16 protein-coding genes, 2 rRNA genes and 1 pseudogene are annotated in these 17,067 nt (G+C 67.4%); 10 read left to right on the top strand and 9 right to left on the bottom strand.

Annotation, left to right across the window (positions count from 1 at the left end):
* From ACYP5B_RS40590 to ACYP5B_RS40570, 5 genes are all read left to right on the top strand, one after another.
* A 23S ribosomal RNA gene (locus ACYP5B_RS40590) occupies positions 1 to 176 on the top strand; the annotation flags it as partial.
* Positions 177 to 312: 136 nt separating this feature from the next.
* A 5S ribosomal RNA gene (gene rrf, locus ACYP5B_RS40585) occupies positions 313 to 425 on the top strand.
* A 138-nt stretch (positions 426 to 563) separates the two neighbouring features.
* Positions 564 to 866, top strand: a complete 303-nt coding sequence (locus ACYP5B_RS40580; RefSeq protein ID WP_400101040.1) for a GIY-YIG nuclease family protein — start codon at positions 564 to 566, stop codon at positions 864 to 866.
* 163 nt (positions 867 to 1,029) lie between these two features.
* Positions 1,030 to 2,493 carry a DegQ family serine endoprotease gene (locus ACYP5B_RS40575; protein ID WP_459573401.1) on the top strand — a complete coding sequence of 488 codons (1,464 nt, stop codon included), beginning with the start codon at positions 1,030 to 1,032 and terminating at the stop codon, positions 2,491 to 2,493.
* A 249-nt stretch (positions 2,494 to 2,742) separates the two neighbouring features.
* The gene (locus ACYP5B_RS40570) at positions 2,743 to 3,060 is read left to right on the top strand and encodes a hypothetical protein (RefSeq protein WP_006164639.1); all 318 of its coding nucleotides are present in this window, start codon (positions 2,743 to 2,745) and stop codon (positions 3,058 to 3,060) included.
* 232 nt (positions 3,061 to 3,292) lie between these two features.
* Here the strand turns inward: ACYP5B_RS40570 and ACYP5B_RS40565 are convergent, their stop codons facing one another.
* From ACYP5B_RS40565 to ACYP5B_RS40545, 5 genes are all read right to left on the bottom strand, one after another.
* Positions 3,293 to 4,867 (bottom strand): MFS transporter, encoded by a 1,575-nt coding sequence (locus tag ACYP5B_RS40565; protein ID WP_459573400.1) that lies wholly within the window; start codon positions 4,865 to 4,867, stop codon positions 3,293 to 3,295.
* Positions 4,864 to 5,352, bottom strand: a complete 489-nt coding sequence (locus ACYP5B_RS40560; protein ID WP_459573399.1) for a MarR family winged helix-turn-helix transcriptional regulator — start codon at positions 5,350 to 5,352, stop codon at positions 4,864 to 4,866. The genes ACYP5B_RS40565 and ACYP5B_RS40560 overlap by 4 nt, the downstream gene beginning before the upstream one ends.
* Before the next feature lie 115 nt (positions 5,353 to 5,467).
* Positions 5,468 to 7,495 (bottom strand): transglutaminase TgpA family protein, encoded by a 2,028-nt coding sequence (locus ACYP5B_RS40555; RefSeq protein WP_459573398.1) that lies wholly within the window; start codon positions 7,493 to 7,495, stop codon positions 5,468 to 5,470.
* A complete protein-coding gene (locus ACYP5B_RS40550; RefSeq protein WP_459573397.1) occupies positions 7,492 to 8,538 on the bottom strand; it encodes a DUF58 domain-containing protein in 1,047 nt (348 codons plus the stop codon). The genes ACYP5B_RS40555 and ACYP5B_RS40550 overlap by 4 nt, the downstream gene beginning before the upstream one ends.
* A gap of 6 nt (positions 8,539 to 8,544) precedes the next feature.
* Positions 8,545 to 9,465, bottom strand: coding sequence for an AAA family ATPase (locus ACYP5B_RS40545; RefSeq protein WP_400101029.1), 921 nt, complete (start codon positions 9,463 to 9,465; stop codon positions 8,545 to 8,547).
* 181 nt (positions 9,466 to 9,646) lie between these two features.
* Here ACYP5B_RS40545 and ACYP5B_RS40540 point away from each other — a divergent pair, with 181 nt between their 5' ends.
* On the top strand, positions 9,647 to 10,531 hold the full coding sequence (locus tag ACYP5B_RS40540) for a phytanoyl-CoA dioxygenase family protein (RefSeq protein ID WP_400101027.1): 885 nt from the start codon (positions 9,647 to 9,649) through the stop codon (positions 10,529 to 10,531).
* Between the two features lie 13 nt (positions 10,532 to 10,544).
* Here ACYP5B_RS40540 and ACYP5B_RS40535 read toward each other — a convergent pair whose 3' ends face one another.
* Entirely contained in the window at positions 10,545 to 11,393 is an 849-nt protein-coding gene (locus ACYP5B_RS40535) for an IclR family transcriptional regulator (RefSeq protein WP_400101025.1), read from the bottom strand.
* Between the two features lie 141 nt (positions 11,394 to 11,534).
* Here ACYP5B_RS40535 and ACYP5B_RS40530 point away from each other — a divergent pair, with 141 nt between their 5' ends.
* Positions 11,535 to 12,464 carry a LysR family transcriptional regulator gene (locus ACYP5B_RS40530; protein WP_150991598.1) on the top strand — a complete coding sequence of 310 codons (930 nt, stop codon included), beginning with the start codon at positions 11,535 to 11,537 and terminating at the stop codon, positions 12,462 to 12,464.
* A gap of 157 nt (positions 12,465 to 12,621) precedes the next feature.
* On the opposite strand, the gene ACYP5B_RS40525 is transcribed toward ACYP5B_RS40530, so the two are convergent.
* Entirely contained in the window at positions 12,622 to 12,900 is a 279-nt protein-coding gene (locus ACYP5B_RS40525) for a hypothetical protein (RefSeq protein ID WP_400101023.1), read from the bottom strand.
* Positions 12,901 to 13,089: 189 nt separating this feature from the next.
* Positions 13,090 to 13,659 carry a YggT family protein gene (locus ACYP5B_RS40520; protein ID WP_400101021.1) on the bottom strand — a complete coding sequence of 190 codons (570 nt, stop codon included), beginning with the start codon at positions 13,657 to 13,659 and terminating at the stop codon, positions 13,090 to 13,092.
* Positions 13,660 to 13,861: 202 nt separating this feature from the next.
* Here ACYP5B_RS40520 and ACYP5B_RS40515 point away from each other — a divergent pair, with 202 nt between their 5' ends.
* The 3 genes and pseudogenes from ACYP5B_RS40515 to ACYP5B_RS40505 form a co-directional block, all read left to right on the top strand.
* Positions 13,862 to 14,314: a MarR family winged helix-turn-helix transcriptional regulator gene (locus ACYP5B_RS40515; RefSeq protein WP_400101019.1), complete on the top strand. Its 453-nt coding sequence runs from the start codon at positions 13,862 to 13,864 to the stop codon at positions 14,312 to 14,314.
* 188 nt (positions 14,315 to 14,502) lie between these two features.
* On the top strand, positions 14,503 to 15,180 hold the full coding sequence (locus ACYP5B_RS40510; RefSeq protein ID WP_459573395.1) for an outer membrane lipoprotein: 678 nt from the start codon (positions 14,503 to 14,505) through the stop codon (positions 15,178 to 15,180).
* A 58-nt stretch (positions 15,181 to 15,238) separates the two neighbouring features.
* A pseudogene (locus tag ACYP5B_RS40505) lies at positions 15,239 to 15,361 on the top strand (type 1 glutamine amidotransferase domain-containing protein); the annotation flags it as partial.
* 18 nt (positions 15,362 to 15,379) lie between these two features.
* Here ACYP5B_RS40505 and ACYP5B_RS40500 read toward each other — a convergent pair.
* Entirely contained in the window at positions 15,380 to 16,921 is a 1,542-nt protein-coding gene (locus tag ACYP5B_RS40500; protein WP_459573394.1) for a fatty acyl-CoA synthetase, read from the bottom strand.
* Positions 16,922 to 17,067: the final 146 nt, after the last annotated feature.

Below are 17,067 nucleotides of genomic sequence, written 5' to 3'. Positions count from 1 at the left end.
ACGGAAGAGATAACCGCTGAAAGCATCTAAGCGGGAAACTCGCCTGAAGATGAGGATTCCCTGGAGCCTTGAGCTCCTTGAAGGGTCGTTCGAGACTAGGACGTTGATAGGCTGGGTGTGGAAGCGCAGTAATGCGTTAAGCTAACCAGTACTAATTGCCCGTAAGGCTTGATCCTATAACTAGTGTGTTTCTCCTGGTTGAGTATCGCGTGCCGCTGCGACAGCAACAAAGCAGCTTGGCCGATACCTCGCAACCTACTTACTACATCCCTATTCGCTGCGTTGACCAAGTCAACGCGGCCACCGTTTATGCCTGGTGACCATAGCGAGTTGGAACCACCCCTTCCCATCCCGAACAGGACCGTGAAACGACTCCACGCCGATGATAGTGCGGATACCCGTGTGAAAGTAGGTAATCGCCAGGCTCTCCCTTGAAACCCCCCAGTACGAAAGTACTGGGGGGTTTTGCTTTTGCGGCAGCGAAAAGTGATGGCAGCAAGCATAATTGCTGTTCCGGCCACCTTCTCGCGCTCCCCTTCTCGCGCTCCTTTAACTCAATCCGAATGCCAGCCGACGGCGAAACCCCGTGGTTTCTTTACCTGCTCGAATGCGAGGGCAACACGATCTACACCGGTATTACCACGGATGTGGAGCGGCGCTTCGCACAGCATCTGGCAGGAACGGGCGCTAAATATACGCGATCGCGCAAGCCCATCCGGATCCTGGGCTGGCAGCGTTTCGAGAATCGCTCGGAAGCTTCAAAGGCCGAAGCAGCGGCGAAGCGGTTGACTTCCGCGCAGAAGCGGATCTTTTGCGTGCAATTGGCGACAGAGATGACCCAAGCCCAGGGCGCCGCTCCTGCTTAAGCATCCCCCCGCACCTTGACCGCCCCGCATTGGCGGCGCCCTTCTTGATCCCGGCAGTGCCTTCTACGCTTCCTTAAGCCTGGTTTAAGGATCGGCCTTTAGGATGGTCCTGTCGCGTCCAGACAGCCCGGACGCCTTAGGTAACCAAGAAAGGAACATCGCCATGATTCGCCAGACGCTTGCACGCTCAGCCATTGGTATTGCTGCCCTGGCCGCTCTTGCCGGGGGGTATACCTATCTGCAGAAGGAAGTCATCACGCCGGGATATGCCGCTCAGGCGCCCGTGACGGCCCCGGCCCAGCCGCTGGCCGTGGCCGCGCCCACCGATTTCTCGAGCATTGTCGACCAGTACGGTCCGGCAGTGGTCAATATCAGTGTCACGGCGCGCGCCCAGCGCACTTCGGCACAGGTGCCGCAGGGCATGGACCCGGATGACCCCTTGTTCCAGTTCTTCAAGCGCTTTGGCCCGCAATTCCAGGGGCCGCAGAATGGCCAGCAGCAACTGGTGCGTGGCCTTGGCTCCGGTTTTATCGTCAGCCCCGATGGCCTGATCCTGACCAATGCGCACGTGGTGGATGGCGCCCAGGAGGTGACGGTGAAACTCACCGACCGTCGCGAATTCAAGGCCAAGGTGCTGGGCGCGGATGCGCAGACGGACGTGGCGGTGATCAAGATCGATGCCAAGGATCTGCCGACTGTGCGCCTGGGCGACCCCTCGCGCGTGCGCGTGGGTGAGCCGGTGCTCGCCATCGGCTCGCCTTATGGCTTCGAGAATACCGTCACCGGCGGCATCGTCAGCGCGAAATCGCGCTCCTTGCCCGATGACACCTATGTGCCGTTCATCCAGACCGACGTCGCCGTCAACCCCGGCAACTCGGGTGGCCCTCTGTTCAACCAGCGGGGCGAGGTGATCGGCATCAATTCGCAGATCTACAGCCAGACCGGCGGTTACCAGGGATTGTCCTTCTCGATTCCCATCGACGTGGCCACCAAGGTGCAGGCGCAGTTGGTGGCGCATGGCAAGGTCACGCGCGGCCGTCTCGGCATCGGTGTGCAGGAGGTCAACCAGGCCCTGGCGCAATCGTTCGGGCTGCCAAAGCCCAGCGGCGCGCTGGTCAACTCGGTGGAGCCGGACAGCCCGGCCGCCAAGGCTGGCCTCAAGCCGGGCGACGTGATCGTGCAGCTTGGCAACGACGTGATCGACCACTCGGGCGACTTGCCCGAGCATGTGGCCGACATTGCGCCGGGCACGCAGACTTCATTGAAGGTGATTCGCAAGGGCGAGCCCCTGACGCTGACGGTGAAGATCGGCACGGCCAAGGATGCGGCAGTCGCCGGCAAGAATCCCGCCAATGACGCCGGCGGCAAGCTTGGCCTGGCGGTTCGCCCGCTGAGCCCGACGGAGAAGCGCGACAGCGGGATCGAAGGCGGGCTGGTGGTCGAAGATGTTGCCGGGCCGGCAGCCAAGGTGGGCATCCAGGCGGGTGACGTCATCCTGTCCATCAACGGCACGCCGATCAGCTCGGCGGAGCAGTTGCGGGCCCTGGTGGCGAAGTCCGGCAAGCAGGTGGCACTGCTGGTGCAACGCGACGATGCCCGGATCTTTATCCCTCTGGACCTGGGTTAACCACGGAGTTAACCGCGAAGTTAACCCACTGAGTTAACCGCGGCATTAATGGCAGGCGGGCCGGTACGAAGGTATACGTATCGGCCCGCCAAGCCTTAGTGGACGCCGAATTCCAGTGCAATAGGGCTGCCAGAACGCGCGGTAACAGGTATCATCTCGACTGCGAAGCAGGACACGCAGCAACGGCCTTGACCATCCTTGGCCATTAATGCGACATTGTCCTGCAGACTCGATGACACAAGGAAGTCTATGCAGTTGGATTTCACCCGCGCGTCCGCGACCACGGGTACCGAGAGAGCGCGGCGCCTGCCGCAAGCCTCGCCCACCCCACGCCGGCGCAAGAAAGCCGAAGCCCCGCACTGGGAGCGCGGCTACCGTTCGCATTTCTACCGCAATGAGCGCGGCGAGAAACTGGGCGAAGTTCGCCTGTCCGATCGCGGCGACATGCCGGTGGTCTACCACTGGGCCGCAGGCAACTACTCCGGCGCGGAAGGCTCGCTCGCTCACGCCCGCATGCGCGTGGAAGAAACCATCGGCTTTGGCATGCGTCAGCTGGCTCTGTTCTGACTAGAGCCGAATCACTAGTCGACCCGACGCTCTCGCGATAGAGCGACAGCCGCGCGCGCCCCGCGCCGCGACTCCCAGGAGCGCTCCGCTCCGGCATGCCAGGCACATCCAGCCAGATTTACCAGATCCAACGCGCTGCTCCAGCCCCTCGGGCCGATACAGCGTAGCCAGTGCGGCGGACAGATCAGCCCGCTCCCCGGCACCCAACTCCCAGTCTTGCCGCAAGCGCGCTTCAATCGAGACGGCGTTGCGCCAGCATTAAGACGGCAGCCGTCAGGGCAAGCACCGCGATCAGCCGATACAGATCCTCGCAGGCAATCAGCCTGGCCTGTGTGTCCACCAGGATGGCAAGCTGCGCCAGCGCGGCCTGGTAGGCGTGGCCAGGATCCAGCCCGCGCGCGCTCAAGGCCGCCTGGGCCGTGGCCATCCACTGCTGCGCCTGCGCCGTGTGCTGGCCAATGGCGCCGGTCAGGCTGGTATGCACGGCGAACTGCCGGTTCTGCAAAAGCACGGCGCCGAGCGCGGACGCGAACGAAGCCGCAATCTGGCGCAGCAGGTTCTTGCTGCGGTAGCCGTGGGCGAAGTCGTCGCCTGCCAGCGAACGGAAGGTCAGGCCGGCAATCGGGATGATGACCATCACGCCAAACAGGCCCTTGCCCACCAGTCCCCACGCCAGCGCCGACGGGCCGGCGTTGGGCGGCATCGACGAAAACCACCACGTAGCGCCGGCCATCAGCAGCAGGCCGCTCGCCATCAGCGGCTTCTTGTGCGGCAGCTTCGGGGCCACGCGCAGGTAGACGAAGATCCCGGCCAAGCTGACCGTGGCGGCGAAGGTGTTGAGCCAGCCGGTGGTCGCCAGCGGCAGCCCGAGCGCCTGCTCGGCGTAGATCGGGAAGACGTAGCCGCTCAGGTTGCTGATCAGGTAGTAGGCAAAGTACATGGCCAGCCCGGTCAGGTAGACCGGATTGCGCAGCGCGCGCAGATGGAGCACCGGTGTGCTGTGATGCCATTGCTGCCAGAGGAACCACAACAGCAGGCCGACGCCCGCCGCGCAGATCAGCGCCAGCCGCAGCGGGTGCGAGAAGATATCGAAGCGCGCCTCCGTCATGGCGGCCTGCAAGGTCACCACGGCCGCGCCGAACAGCAGCAGCGGGCCCAGCGCGGGGCCGGGATCGTCTTCGCGCGGCTCGGCGTCCGGCAGCAGCAGCCATGCTCCCAGCGTTGCCAGCGCGGCGAATGGCAACACGCCGTAGAACACGTCCTGCCACACGCCGCGCTCGATCAGCTCCGCCGCCATGGCGGGCGCCAGCGCGGATGCGGCAAAGATCCCCAGCATGAAGATGCGCGAAGCGCGCGGCCGCTCGGCCGGCGCGAACATCACATTGACCAGGATGCGGCAGCTGGTAAACAGCGCTCCGCCGCCCACGCCCTGCACAAAGCGCGCGCCTACGAGTTGCGGCAGCGAATGGCTGGTGGCGGCAGCCAGCGTGCCGGCCATGAAGATCAGCAGCGCGCCGGTGAGGTAGTAGCGATAGCCAAAGCGCTGCGCCAGCCATTGCTGCTTGAGGATCATCAACATGCTGCCCACCGCATACGCGGCCTGGACCAGGGCGAAGCTGCGCGGATCGGCATCGACGCCGCCAACGATATGGCTCGACGCGAACACGAACATGATGTTCTCGAGGAACTCCACCGACGTGGCCAGCGCGAGCAGCAGCATCACCAGCGTCTGGCGCTGCCGATGGCTGAGCAGGCGCAGCCACCGCAGCCCGAGCCGCAGCGGCCACAAGGCGGACACTGTCTTCATGGTTCCAGCGTCAGCAGGTTCTGGTGCATGCGGTTGAGCGCGCGCGTGGAGGCGGCCAGGCCGCTTTCGCCTACCGGCCCCCAGGCCTCGGCGTAGGCCGCGTGCACGGCTGGCGCGGTGCGCTCCAGCATGCGGTGGCCGGCGGCGGTCAGTACCAGCTCGGTGCTGCGGCGGTCCTGCGCCGAGGCGTGCCGGCGCACCAGGCCGCGCGTCTCGAGCCCGTCCATCAGCCGGGTCATCTGCGTGCGCGTGGCGTCGAGCGTGATGCCGAGCTCGGACGGCAGGCTGGGCTGGTTGTCGTCGGTGGCGAGCAGGCTGATGGCGAGGTATTGCTGCAGGTCCAGCTCGAATGGCGCCAGTGCGCGATCGATGTGGCTGCGCAGCAGGCGTGCGGTGCGCATCAGCAGCCGGGAAGCCAGGATCAGGTCGCGCGGCGCTTCCGGGTGGCTTGCGCAGAAGCGGTCGATGCGGTCTTCGAAGGACATGGCGGGCAGTCAGGTGATGCCGGGGCAACAGGTCCGGCCCGGCAATGTAATTACAAACGTAATTATATCATCTGAAACAAGTCAAGGCGATGACGTCCCTCGGCGTCCACCTGGCTCAGCGCGCGAGGTGGCGGCAGAGCCGGCGCAGCGCTTGCCGCAGGCCGGCAAGCTCGGCCAAGCGCTGTGCCGGTGCCAGGCGGCCGTAGCGCAGCCGGGTGTAGCGAACGCTGAAATCCTGCACGGCCAGCGCGGCAGCCGGGAAGGCGCGAGCGGCCCGCGCGGCAAAATCCAGTGGCCCTTCGGACGGCGCGCGCACGCAACCGCGGCGTGCCAGCTGACGGCAGAAGCGCGCGTAGGCGGCCTGCACCGGATCGATCCGGCGGCGCCTGAGCACGAGTGGCACGAGCGCCAGCAGGCTGAGCGCCGCCAGTCCGCCCAGCAGGACCTGCGGCACGCTGTCGCCGATGCCGAGCTGCTGCATCAGCCGGGCCTGCTGGCCGCGATCGAATTGCAACACCCAGCGTTGCCAGGTGTAGACCATGCCATCCATGCCCCAGCGCAGGTTCCGCAGCCAGCCTGGGTCTCGCATCGCGCGCAGCGCTTCGATCTCGCTGGCCTCCAGCGCAGCGTCGATGCCGCGCTCGACCCGGCTTGGCGCCACCGCGCTGGTGGGATCGGCGCGCACCCAGCCGCGCCCCTCGAGCCAGATTTCCGCCCACGCATGGGCGTCGGCCTGCCGCACGATGTAGTTGCCACCGATCGGGTTGTACTCGCCGCCGAGGTAGCCCGTGACCACCCGCGCCGGCACGCCGGCCGCGCGCATCAGGAACACGAAGCTGCTGGCGTAGTGCTCGCAAAAGCCGCGCCGCGTGTCGAACAGGAAACTGTCGACCTGCTCGCGGCCAAGCGGCGAAGGCGAGAGCGTGTAGCTGAACGGCGCGGCGGCAAACAGCCGCAGCGCGGCCCGCGCCCGCTCGGCGGGATCGGGGTATTGCTCCGCCCACTCGGCGGCGAGCGCCCGGGTGCGAGGGTTGCCCGGCGGCAATGTCAGCGCCAGCTCTCGCGTCGCCGGATCGAGCGGTTGCGCCACGGCCGGGGCCGAACGGGCGCGGTAGCGCAGGCGCCGGTCGACCGGGTCGCGCGTGAAAAACTCACCGTCGGCATTGATCACCGCGCCGGCGCCGGGGGCAATCGCCTGGCCACGGTCGAGCAGGAACAGCCACGGGTGCTGGTTGGGCTCCAGCGTGATGCTGTAGTTGACGATGCCGTTCGCCAAGGCCTTGCCAATCGTCGCGCCGGGGCCCGCATCTGCAGCGATGTCATCGGCAGCCGGCAAGCCCGGCGCCGGCTGCGCGCGCCGCTGCCGCATGGGAGATGGCCGCCAGGTCTGGCCGTCGAATTGCCACAGCACCAGCGCGCGCCAGTACAGGGCGCTGGCCGGCAAGGGGCCGCCTTCCACATCGGCGCGCAGCGCGACTTCGGTCGACTGGGTGAGCCGGCTCACGCTGCCCGGGCTCATGGTGTCGCTGATGCCGGTGGTGGCCACGGTCTCGGCTTGCGGGAGGCGCCACAGCGGGCGATCCAGGCGCGGGAACAGGAAAAAGAGCAGGAGTGCCCAGGGCAGCCCGATCAGCGTCAGGCGGCCGAGCAACGGCCACACGGCGAGATAGCCGCGCGCCTCGGGATGCCCGAGAAAGAGCCAGTTGCGCAGCAGCCAGGCAGCGATGGCCAGGCTGTACAAGGCCAGCCAGAACGGCTGGTCGAACAGGTACAGGCTCAGCAGCAGGTAAAAGCAAAGCTGGGTCACCAGCGTGGCATCGGCCAGCACCCGGCACTCCAGCAGCTTGAGCACGACGAAGGCACCCAGCAGCGCCACCGACAGGTCGCGCCCCATGTTGCCGCCGGCCTGCCAGACCAGCGCCGCGGCCACCAGCATCACCAGCCCCGCGATAAGCCCGAGCATCAGGCGCGAGGGCAACGGCGCGCGCTGGCGCCACAACAGCCAGCGCCAACCCATCAGCAAGACCAGCAAGACGCTGATGGTCACCGGCATGCTGCGCGCTTGCGGCGCGAGCACCAGTGCCAGCTGGCCCAGCAGCAGGCCGTGCTCTTCGTGTGCAAGGGGGCGCGGTGGCATCTTCACCGCGAGCCTTCCGGCGCGGGTTGCCCGGCGCGTCCCGGCCACAGCGCCAGCGCCTCGAGGCAGGCACGCCGATGCGCGCCGCCGCGGCCGGGCGGGATCTCGACCCCGGGCAGGCGCAGGCCAATTTCCATGGTGTCGCCCGCGGCCACCACCCAGGCGCACAGGCGCGACAGCCGCGCCTCGTTGGTGAGTGTTTGCGGCAGGGCCTGCCAGTCCAGCCAGCAGGTCGGCAGGCTGCCGGCCTCGCCGGTGCGGCTTACCCAGCGGCCGGTGCGCGCGCTATGTTTCCAGGCGATGCGATGCAGCGGATCGCCGCTGCGATAGCGCCGCAGTTGATCCACGCCGTCGTCCGAGGGCAGGGATGCCGCACCATCGTCGTCGGGCTGCGCGGCAAACGGCAGCGGCGGCGCGCCAGGCTCGGGCTTTGGGTAGACCAGCGCGGCTAGCGGCAGGTCGGCATAGCTCCACACCCGGAACAGCCCAAGAGGAAAACGGCTCGACAGCGTGACGCGCGGCAGCGCCAGCCAGCCGCGCTGGCTGGTGGGCAGGTGCAAGGTCAGCTGGCCGGTGGCGTCCCGGGCCAGGCTCAGGCTGGCCGGCAACGTTGCGGCCTGGGCCGGCAGGCTTGCATCCACGCCGATGCGCACCCCCGCGTCGCTGCCTGAGATGCGCAGGCTGAATGCGGCCGGATCGCCGGCAAAGGCTGGCGCCGCGCTGGCGCCGGCCACCGTCATGTCGAGCAGGTTGCGGTAGGCCTGCCACATGCAGGCCATGCCGATGCCGCCGAGCACGAAGGTGAGGGCGAAGCCCAGGCTGATGTTGTAGTTCAGCGAGGTCAGCAGCATGGCCATCAGCAAGGCCGCGAAGCCCACGCCCGCCCGGGTGGGCAGGATGTACAGGTGACGGCGGTCCAGCGTTACCACGCCTTGCCGGGGTGCGCGCTGGCGCTTGAGCCAGGGTGGCGAAGCCCATGCCAGCCACTTGGGGCCAGGCGCGGCCGGGGATGCCGTGCGCGGCGCAGGGAACGGCCGGCTGCGCGGCATCGGGCGTCAGGGAATGGCCACGGTGGCCAGCAGGCGGGCCAGTGCCTCCTGGCCACCGCCGGCCCCGCCGCAGGGCAGCAGCCGGTGGCCCGCCACCGGCACGAAGACCGCCTGCACGTCTTCGGGCAGCACGCTATCGCGCTGGTGCAGCAGCGCCCAGGCGCGCGCACAGGCCAGCAGCGCCAGGCCCGCCCGCGGCGACAGCCCGGCGGCAAAGGCCGAGTGCGCGCGCGTGGCCTGCACCAGGGCCAGGGCATAGTCCACCAACGCCGGGCCGGCATAGACCTGGGCCGCGGCCTGCTGCAGCGCGGCCACCTGCTCGGCATCCATCACGGGCGTGCCGGCCGCGGGCGCCGCGCCGCCGAGGTAGAGCACGCGCTCGAAGGCCGGATCGGGATAGCCCAGCGACAAGCGCATGGTAAAGCGGTCGAGTTGGGATTCGGGCAGGGCATGGGTGCCGATCTGGTCCAGCGGATTCTGCGTGGCGATGACGAAGAACGGGGACGGCAAGGCGTGGGTGACGCCGTCGTGGGTGACTTGTCCCTCCGCCATCGCCTCCAGCAAGGCGCTCTGCGTCTTGGGCGTGGCGCGGTTGATCTCGTCGGCCAGCACCACCTGCGCGAAGACCGGGCCGCGATGGAAGCGGAATTCCGCGCTGTCGCGCATGAAGACGGAGACGCCGATCAGGTCGGCGGGCAGCAGGTCGCTGGTGAACTGCACGCGCTGGAACTGCAGCCCGAGCGTGCGCGCCAGCGCGTGGGCGAGCGTGGTCTTGCCCACGCCCGGCAGGTCCTCCAGCAGCAGATGGCCACGTGCCAGCATGCAGGCCAGCGCCAGCCGGATCTGCCGGGGCTTGCCCAGGACGATGCGGCCAAGCTGGGCTTCCGCTTCGGGGAGCGATGCGACGATGCGTGGGCGAGCTGTCACGTGAAGCCTGCGGGTCGGAAGGAGGACCCGGCCATTGTAGCGGCGTGCATGCACGCGAGAACAGTCTGTTTGCGCACGCAATGGGCACGCAATGGGCACGCAACATACGCGGGGCGCGCCGATTCGCCCGGCTTCTGGCATTATCGAAGCTGTCGGCCCAGCCAACCCTTCATCCGCTGCAATGAACTCCCCGCTTGCTGTCCCGCCGGGTGCCGCTTCCAAAGTGGCTTCCACGGCTTCCACGGTTTCTACCGCTTTGGCCACCCCTGCGGCCATCGCCCCGACCGCTGCAGACTTGAACGAACTCAACCGCGCCTTTCATGCCGACGGTTATATCGTGCTGCGCGGCTTTGCCCCGCCCGCGGTCTGCGACCAGCTCGAGCAGGTCGCGCGGGCGCAACTGGCCGCGGCGGTCGCGCCGGTCGAATATGAAGCCGAGCTAGGCTATCCCGGCGCGCCCGCAAGCCGCGACGCGGCCGGAGGGGCCACGGTGCGGCGCTTGCGCCAGGCCTACGGGCGCGACGACGCCTTCCGTGCATGGGCCGCCGATCCCGCGGTGACGCAGGTGGTGGCGACCTTGCTGGGCGAGCCGGTGCGCCTGACTCTCGCCCACCACAACTGCGTGATGACCAAGCATCCGCACTATGGCAGCCAGACTGGCTGGCATCGCGATACCCGCTACTGGTCGTTTGCCAGCCCGGAGCTGGTGACGGTATGGCTGGCGCTTGGCCGCGAGGATGAGAGCAACGGCGTGCTGCGCGTGATTCCCGGCTCGCACACGGTCGCGCTCGAACCCGGCCAGCTCGATGCGGCGGAATTCCTGATCGAGTCGCATCCGGCCAGCCAGGCCATGCTGCAAGGCGTGCGGCCGCTGGCCCTGGAGCGTGGAGACGTGCTGCTGTTCGACAGCCGGCTGTTTCACAGCGCCGGCCAGAACGTCTCCGAAGCGGTCAAGCTGTCGGTCGCCTTCGCCTACCACGGTGCCAGCAACCATCCGATGCCGGGCACCCGCTCGGCCGAGTTCGGCAGCGTCGAGCTGCCCGCGCCGGCAACGCCCACGCCCTGACCGGGGCGGCGCGTCAGGTCCGCAAGCTGATCAGGTTCGAGATTTTCTCGGAGGCGGCCAGCAGCGGCGGCAGAAAGTTGCTGGCCATGTCGTCGGCGCTGGTGCGGTTAGCCTGGCCGCTGATATTGATGGCGGCGATGACCTGGCCGGCACGGTTGCGGATCGGCGCGGCCAGCGAGACCAGCCCTTCTTCCAGTTCCTGGTCGTTCAGCGCCCAGCCGCGCACGCGGATGCCGGCGATGATGGCCTTGAGTTCGGCGGGATCGGTGACGGTGTGGCTGGTACGGGCGCGCAGCTCGCTGGCGCCCAGCACGCGGTCGAGCTCCTCAAGCGGCAGGCCGGCCAGCAGCACGCGGCCCATCGACGAGCAATAGGCCGGAAGCCGGCTGCCGATGGACAGGTTGATCGTCATGATCTTGCGCGCCGGCACCCGCAGCACGTAGACAATCTCGGTGCCGTCCAGCACGGAGATCGAGCAGCTTTCGTGCACTTCCTGCGACAAGGCCTCCATGATCGGCTCGGCCAGGTTCCAGAACGGCATCGAGGTCAGGTAGGCAAAGCCGAGGTCGAGGATCTTGGGCGTCAGGCGGAACAAGCGGCCATCGGCGCGCACATAGCCCAGGCCGACCAGGGTCAGCAGGATGCGCCGCGCGCCGGCGCGGGTCAGGCCGCTGGCCTGCGCGATCTCGCTCAGCGTCTGGGCGGGGTGCTGCGCGTCAAAGGCACGGATGACCGAGAGCCCGCGTGCAAAAGACTGCACATAGGTATCGCTCGGCTTCTCCGGGCCCGGCGCGGCGTCGGGCGGCACGGAAGCATCCGTGGCCGGGCGGTCGGAATTGTCGGGAGCGGCAGGGCTGGCCATCGGTTGGTTCGGCTGATTGCCGAATACACACGGAAAGGCCGAAAGGGTAGAGGAAATGCGGGGCGCGCGCCAGTGGCGCGCCCGCTGCGCGCATAATGGCGCGCGTTTGGGAAACATAGCTTGTAAAGGAAACATCGCCTGGTGAACGAGACAATCCAGTGGAACGATTGGGAAGCCTTCTGCTGCGTGGTGGAGCAAGGCACTTTCACGGCCGCGGCGGAGCAGCTCGACTGCCCCAAGTCCCGGGTCTCGGCAGCGGTGGCTCGGCTCGAGTCGGCCATCGGCTCCAAGTTGCTCCAGCGCACTACCCGGCGCATGCGCCTGACCGATGCCGGCAGCGCCGTGTACCGCGACGTGGCGCCCTTGTTCGCGAGGCTGCGTGAGATCCGCCAGGAAACACTGGCGCGCGAGGAGCGGGTGCAAGGCGTGCTGCGCATCGCCGCGCCGTATGAGTTTGGCGCCCAGCAGCTGGGCGGCGTGATCTGCCGCACGCTCGCGGCCCACCCTGCGCTGGACGTGAAGGTGGAGATTTCGCAAGGCATGGTCGATCCCATCCGTGACGGATTCGACGTCGCCTTTGTCGCGGTCGATGCCGACCTGCCCGATTCCGGGACGGTGGCGCGGCGTATCTATCATGTGGAGCGCGGCCTGTTCGCGGCGCCGGCGCTGGCAGCCGGCCTGCCGCTGCAACTGCAGCCCGAAGACCTGGCCAACCTGCCGACCCTGACCACGCCCGGCGACGGCATGTGGGAGTTCACCCGCGACGGCGAGCGCGTGGCGGTACCGATCCGGCCGCGCATGCAGACCGCCAACGCCGAACTGCGCCTGCAGGGCGCGCTGGCCGGCCTTGGCATTGCCCGCCTGTCGCTGATCTATTGCGAGGCGGAAGTTGCCCAGGGGCGGCTGGTGAAGGTGTTGCCTGACTACCCGCCGCCACCGCTGCGCGTTTTTGCCTTGCTGCCCGACCGCCGGCTGCAGCCGCGCAAGGTGCGTGTCTTCATGGAGGCGGTGGAAGCCATGATGGCCTCCGAACTGCAGGACCGAAACGACGCAGCCGCACCCGGCCCGTGAGGGCTGGCGCGGCTGTGGGGGGGCATTGCGGTTGGGGTGGGCGGCTGGCAGGCCTGCCCATTGCCGCGCTGACAATGCTGCTCACACTGTGAGCACTTGCTGACTAACTAACACTAACTAACTGTCTCTTCCATCCCTGGCGAATGCCAGGTTGCGCTCAGGCGCCGTCGCTGAAGCTGCTGCGGGGCTCGTTCACGCCACGAGCACCGTCGGTGTACGGGTCGCGCGGGCCGGCATGGGCGCCATCGGTGAACGCGTCACGCGGGCCGCTGCGGGCACCGTCGGTGAACGCGTCGACAGTGCGGCCGATGCTGCCATCGAGGCGGGCCAGGTCGGAAACCGGCGTGCTGGCGTGCGCGGAGGCGGCGGCCATCGACAGGCCGATGGCGCAGAGGAGGGAAACGGCGAGGGTGCGGGGTTGTGCGAGGGTCTTCATGATGCTTTTCTTCCTTCGGGCATGTCGTGGTGTGTTCCACGTTGGCTGTAATGTATGCCTCCAGCTGCCTAGGAAAAAGCGTCAATCACCAAAACACTGTTCGCCGCCATGGACAATGCCCCGGGCCTGAACCCGGGGCATCTGCCGGCATCCCTTGCCGGACGGGTCTTCAGAGGCTTTCAGAGGCCTTCAGAGGCCGAAACGCGCGCCGAACAATCCCGCGCCAAGGCGGGCAATGATCATCAGCAGGATCTGTGCGATCACAAAGAGCGCCAGCGGTGAGATATCGAAGCCGCCCAGGCGAGGCAGCACGCGGCGGATCGGGCGCAGCAGCGGCTCGGTCAGGTGGTTGATGGCGGGCGTGACGGGCGAGTGCGGGTTGACCCACGACAGGATCGCCATCAGCAGCGTGACCCACATCACCATGCTGATGCCCCACTTCAGCACGTTGAGCAAGGCGATCAGCAGGATCAGCGGCAGGTAGGCCAGCGGATCCGCGCTGGAGACCAGCAGCACCAGCAGCAGGAACGCCAGGGCGGTCAGCCAGGCGCCGATCACGGTGGCCCAGTCAATGCCGCCAAGGCCGGGGATGACCCGGCGCAAGGGCCGCACCAGCCAGTCGGTGACCTGGAATACGCCTTGCGAGACGGGGTTGCGCGTGGGCAGTCGTGTCCATTGCATCCACAGGCGCAGCAGCAGCGCCATGCCGAACAAGCTGAAGACGGTATCGAGCAGGAAAAGGGCGATTTCCGTGAACATCGGTTTCGGTTCCGGTGGAAGTGTGATGTCGGCAGTCAGGAGTGTCTGCGAACGCACAGATTCTGCCATACCCGCATCGGCGCAGGTCGAAACCCTGGCCTGGCTCATGACCCTGGCATTGCCGCACATCAGCGGAACCGCCGGGGGCAGCCCCTATAATGAGCGTCGAGCCAAGTTCCCCAGCGCCTGGACGCTGCCCCTTATGACCCGTCAGCCTGCCGCATCCCAATCCCCGCTTGCCAAGCAGGATTTCGAGGCACTCTCCGATTTTCGCTACCAACTGCGGCGTTTCCTGCGGTTTTCAGAAGATGCCGCCCAGAACGAAGGGCTGACCGTGCAGCAATACCTGCTGATGCTGCATATCCGCGGCTGCGCCGGCAAGGACTGGGCATCGATCGGCGAACTCGCCGAGCGGCTGCAGGCCAAGCAGCACGGCGTGGTCGCGCTGGTCAACCGCTGCGAGGCGGCCGGCCTGGTCAAGCGCAAGGCCAACCCGGATGACCGCCGCATTGTCGAGGTCCACCTGATGGCCAAGGGCGAGCGCTTCCTGAACCGGCTGGCCATGCTGCACCGGAGCGAGCTGGAATCGCTGCGCGGCACCTTCCGCGTGGCACGCCTTACAGCCTTCAACGACGATGGCGCGGAGCGCGCCTGAACGCCCTGATGCGCCACTGAAGCGCCCTTGACGCGCCCTTGCAGCGGGCAAGAGCGCTTTTTTAACCCGGCAGGCGCTCCCCGTTACAGGCAGTTACCAATCACAAGCCTCGGTGACACCCGAGCCGCTCCTGCGGCACTAGACTCGCGCGCATTCCCACTCGCGTTGCTACCGCAGGAGTTCTCCCGATGCCTTTCCCTTCTTTTCCCCTTCGTACCGGCGCGCTTGCCTTGCTTGCCGCGGGCGCCCTGGCCGGCTGCGTGACCGCGCCATATGGCGGTGGGTATGGTGGCTACGGGGCCTACGGCAATTCGGGCACGTACGGCAGCAGCACGCAGGTGAGCGGCGCTTATCCCGTGGCCTATCCGCAGCAGGGCTACCAGCAACCGGCTTACCCGCAGGCCGACTATTCCCAGTCCGGCTACCCGCAGGCGCCGGCGCAAGAGAATTATCCCCAGCAGGGCTACCCGCAAGCCGGCTATCCCCAGGCGAGCCAGCCGCAAGCCGCCTACGGCAACGACGCCTATGGCGTGCGCTATGGCCAGGTTGAATCCATCGAGATGTTGCCGGGACAGGCGGCAAGTGGCGGCGTTGCCGGCACTTTGATCGGCGGCATGGTGGGCGGCCTGCTCGGCCACCAGGTTGGCGGCGGCCGCGGCAACACGGTGGCGACCATCGGCGGCGCGGTGGTCGGCGCGATGGCTGGCAACGAGGTGGAGAAGCGCACCAACACGGCACCGCCCGCGTACCGTATCCGCGTGCGCACCACCGACAATGGCTACCTCACGCTGACCCAGTCGACGCCGTACAACCTGCGCAATGGCGACCGGGTCAAGGTGCAGAACGGCGTGGCAATGCCTTACTGAGGATGGGGTTGCCGGGATCTTCTATTGTGTAAAGGTTCCCGGGCGGGGAGGTGGCTGCGGGAACTACAGCAAGGCAGCCGACTGGCAGAGCTACGCGCTGGCGGCGCAGCGGCTCGTGACCGGACAGAATCCCGCCTCGGCGGCCGCCGCCGAGGCTTTGCTGAAATTGCTGAAGCCTTGATGGTCTACAAGCCCGCGTCTACAAGCCCGCCACGAACAAGCCCGCGTAATCCTCACGCAATTGCCGCTTGAGCAGTTTGCCGGCGGTGTTGCGCGGCAGGTCGGTCACCAACACGATGCGCTTGGGCACCTTGTACGGGGCGAGCGCGGCGCGGGCATGGGCAAGCAGCGCATCCTCCTCGGCGCGCGTCTCGTGCTTGAGCACCACGCAAGCCGCCACGGCCTCCACCCACCTGGGATGCGGCAGCGCGAACACGGCGACTTCCGCCACGGCGTCATGCTGGTACAGGCATTCCTCGACCTCACGGCTGGATACCAGCACGCCGCCGGAATTGATCACGTCCTTGATGCGGTCGACCACATAGAGATAGCCGTCCTCGTCCATATAGCCCAGGTCGCCCGAGTGGAACCAGCCGCCGCTGAAGGCCTCGGCGGTCTGCTCGGGCTTGTCCCAGTACTCGGTGAGCAACTGCGGCGAGCGGTGCACGATCTCTCCGAGCTCGCCGGGTTTGGCGTCCCGCATCTTCTCGTCGACGATGCGGGTTTCCACATTCAGCACGGGCCGCCCGGCCGAGGCGGGCCGCTCGCGGTGCGCCTCGGGGCCGAGCACCGTGGCCAGCGGGCCGATCTCGCTTTGTCCGTAGCAGTTGAAAAAGCCCAGCGCGGGCAGGCGCTCGCGCAGTTCCAGCAGCACCGGCAGCGGCATGATCGACGCGCCGTAATAGGCCTTGGTCAGCGAGACCAGCTGGCGAGGATCAAAGTCCGCGTGGCGCAGCAGCGCAATCCATACGGTGGGCGGCGCAAAAAAGCTGGTGATGCCGGCCTCGCGCACCTTGCGCAGGCAGAAGCCAGGCTCGGGACTTTGCGCCAGCAAGATGCTGCCGCCCATCAGCAGCAGCGGCATCAGGAAGACATGCATCTGCGCGGAGTGGTAGAGCGGCAGCGCGGCCAGCGAGTAATCCTCCGCCTTGATGTCGCACGTGGCGATGGCGCTCATGTACTCGGCCAGCAAGGCCCGATGCGTCAGCACCGCCCCCTTGGGCGCGGAGGTGGTGCCGGAGGTGTAGAGGATCTGCGCTGGCATGGCATCGTCGAGCGTGGCGAGGATCTCCCCGGCAGGGCCCTTGGCCGCCGTCAGCACGTCGCGCTCGCCGCCGCCGTAGAGGCTGCCCAGCAGCAGGCAGGGTAGCCCGTCGACGTGCGCGGCCAGCGCCGGGTCGGCGAACAGCGCGCTGGCGCCGGACTGGGCGACGATGTACTCGACCTCGCCGCGCGTCATCGAGAAATTCACCGGCACATGGATCAGCCCGGCGCGCAGGCAGCCCAGCCACAGCAGCACGTAGGCATCCGAATTCTTGCCGAACGCCGCCACGCGGTCGCCGGGGCGCAGGCCCCACCGCTGCAGCGCGGCGCCCACGCTGGCCGCCGCGGCCTCGAGCTCGCGATAGGTCCAGCTGCGTTCGCCGAAGCGCAGCGCCACCTTGTCGGGGCTGCGCCGTACCGCGCGGGCGAGGGCATCGGGGATGGTATTGCGCAGGACGCGCTGCTGCTCTGACTGCATGGTGGTCTCCGTTATGGTTTTAGGGTCCAGCAAGTCTTGAGAGCCGATTTCCGCAGGGCTGGGTTGCGTCATGGCATCCCTGGCGCAAGCACGATGGCATGGCTGCGGCGTTGGCGTTCGAGGGGCCAGCATACGAGTGGGCCGGC

The organism is Cupriavidus sp. 8B (assembly GCF_054589115.1).
Note: the sequence above shows the minus strand (reverse complement) of the source record. Positions and strands in the feature narration are given on the sequence as shown.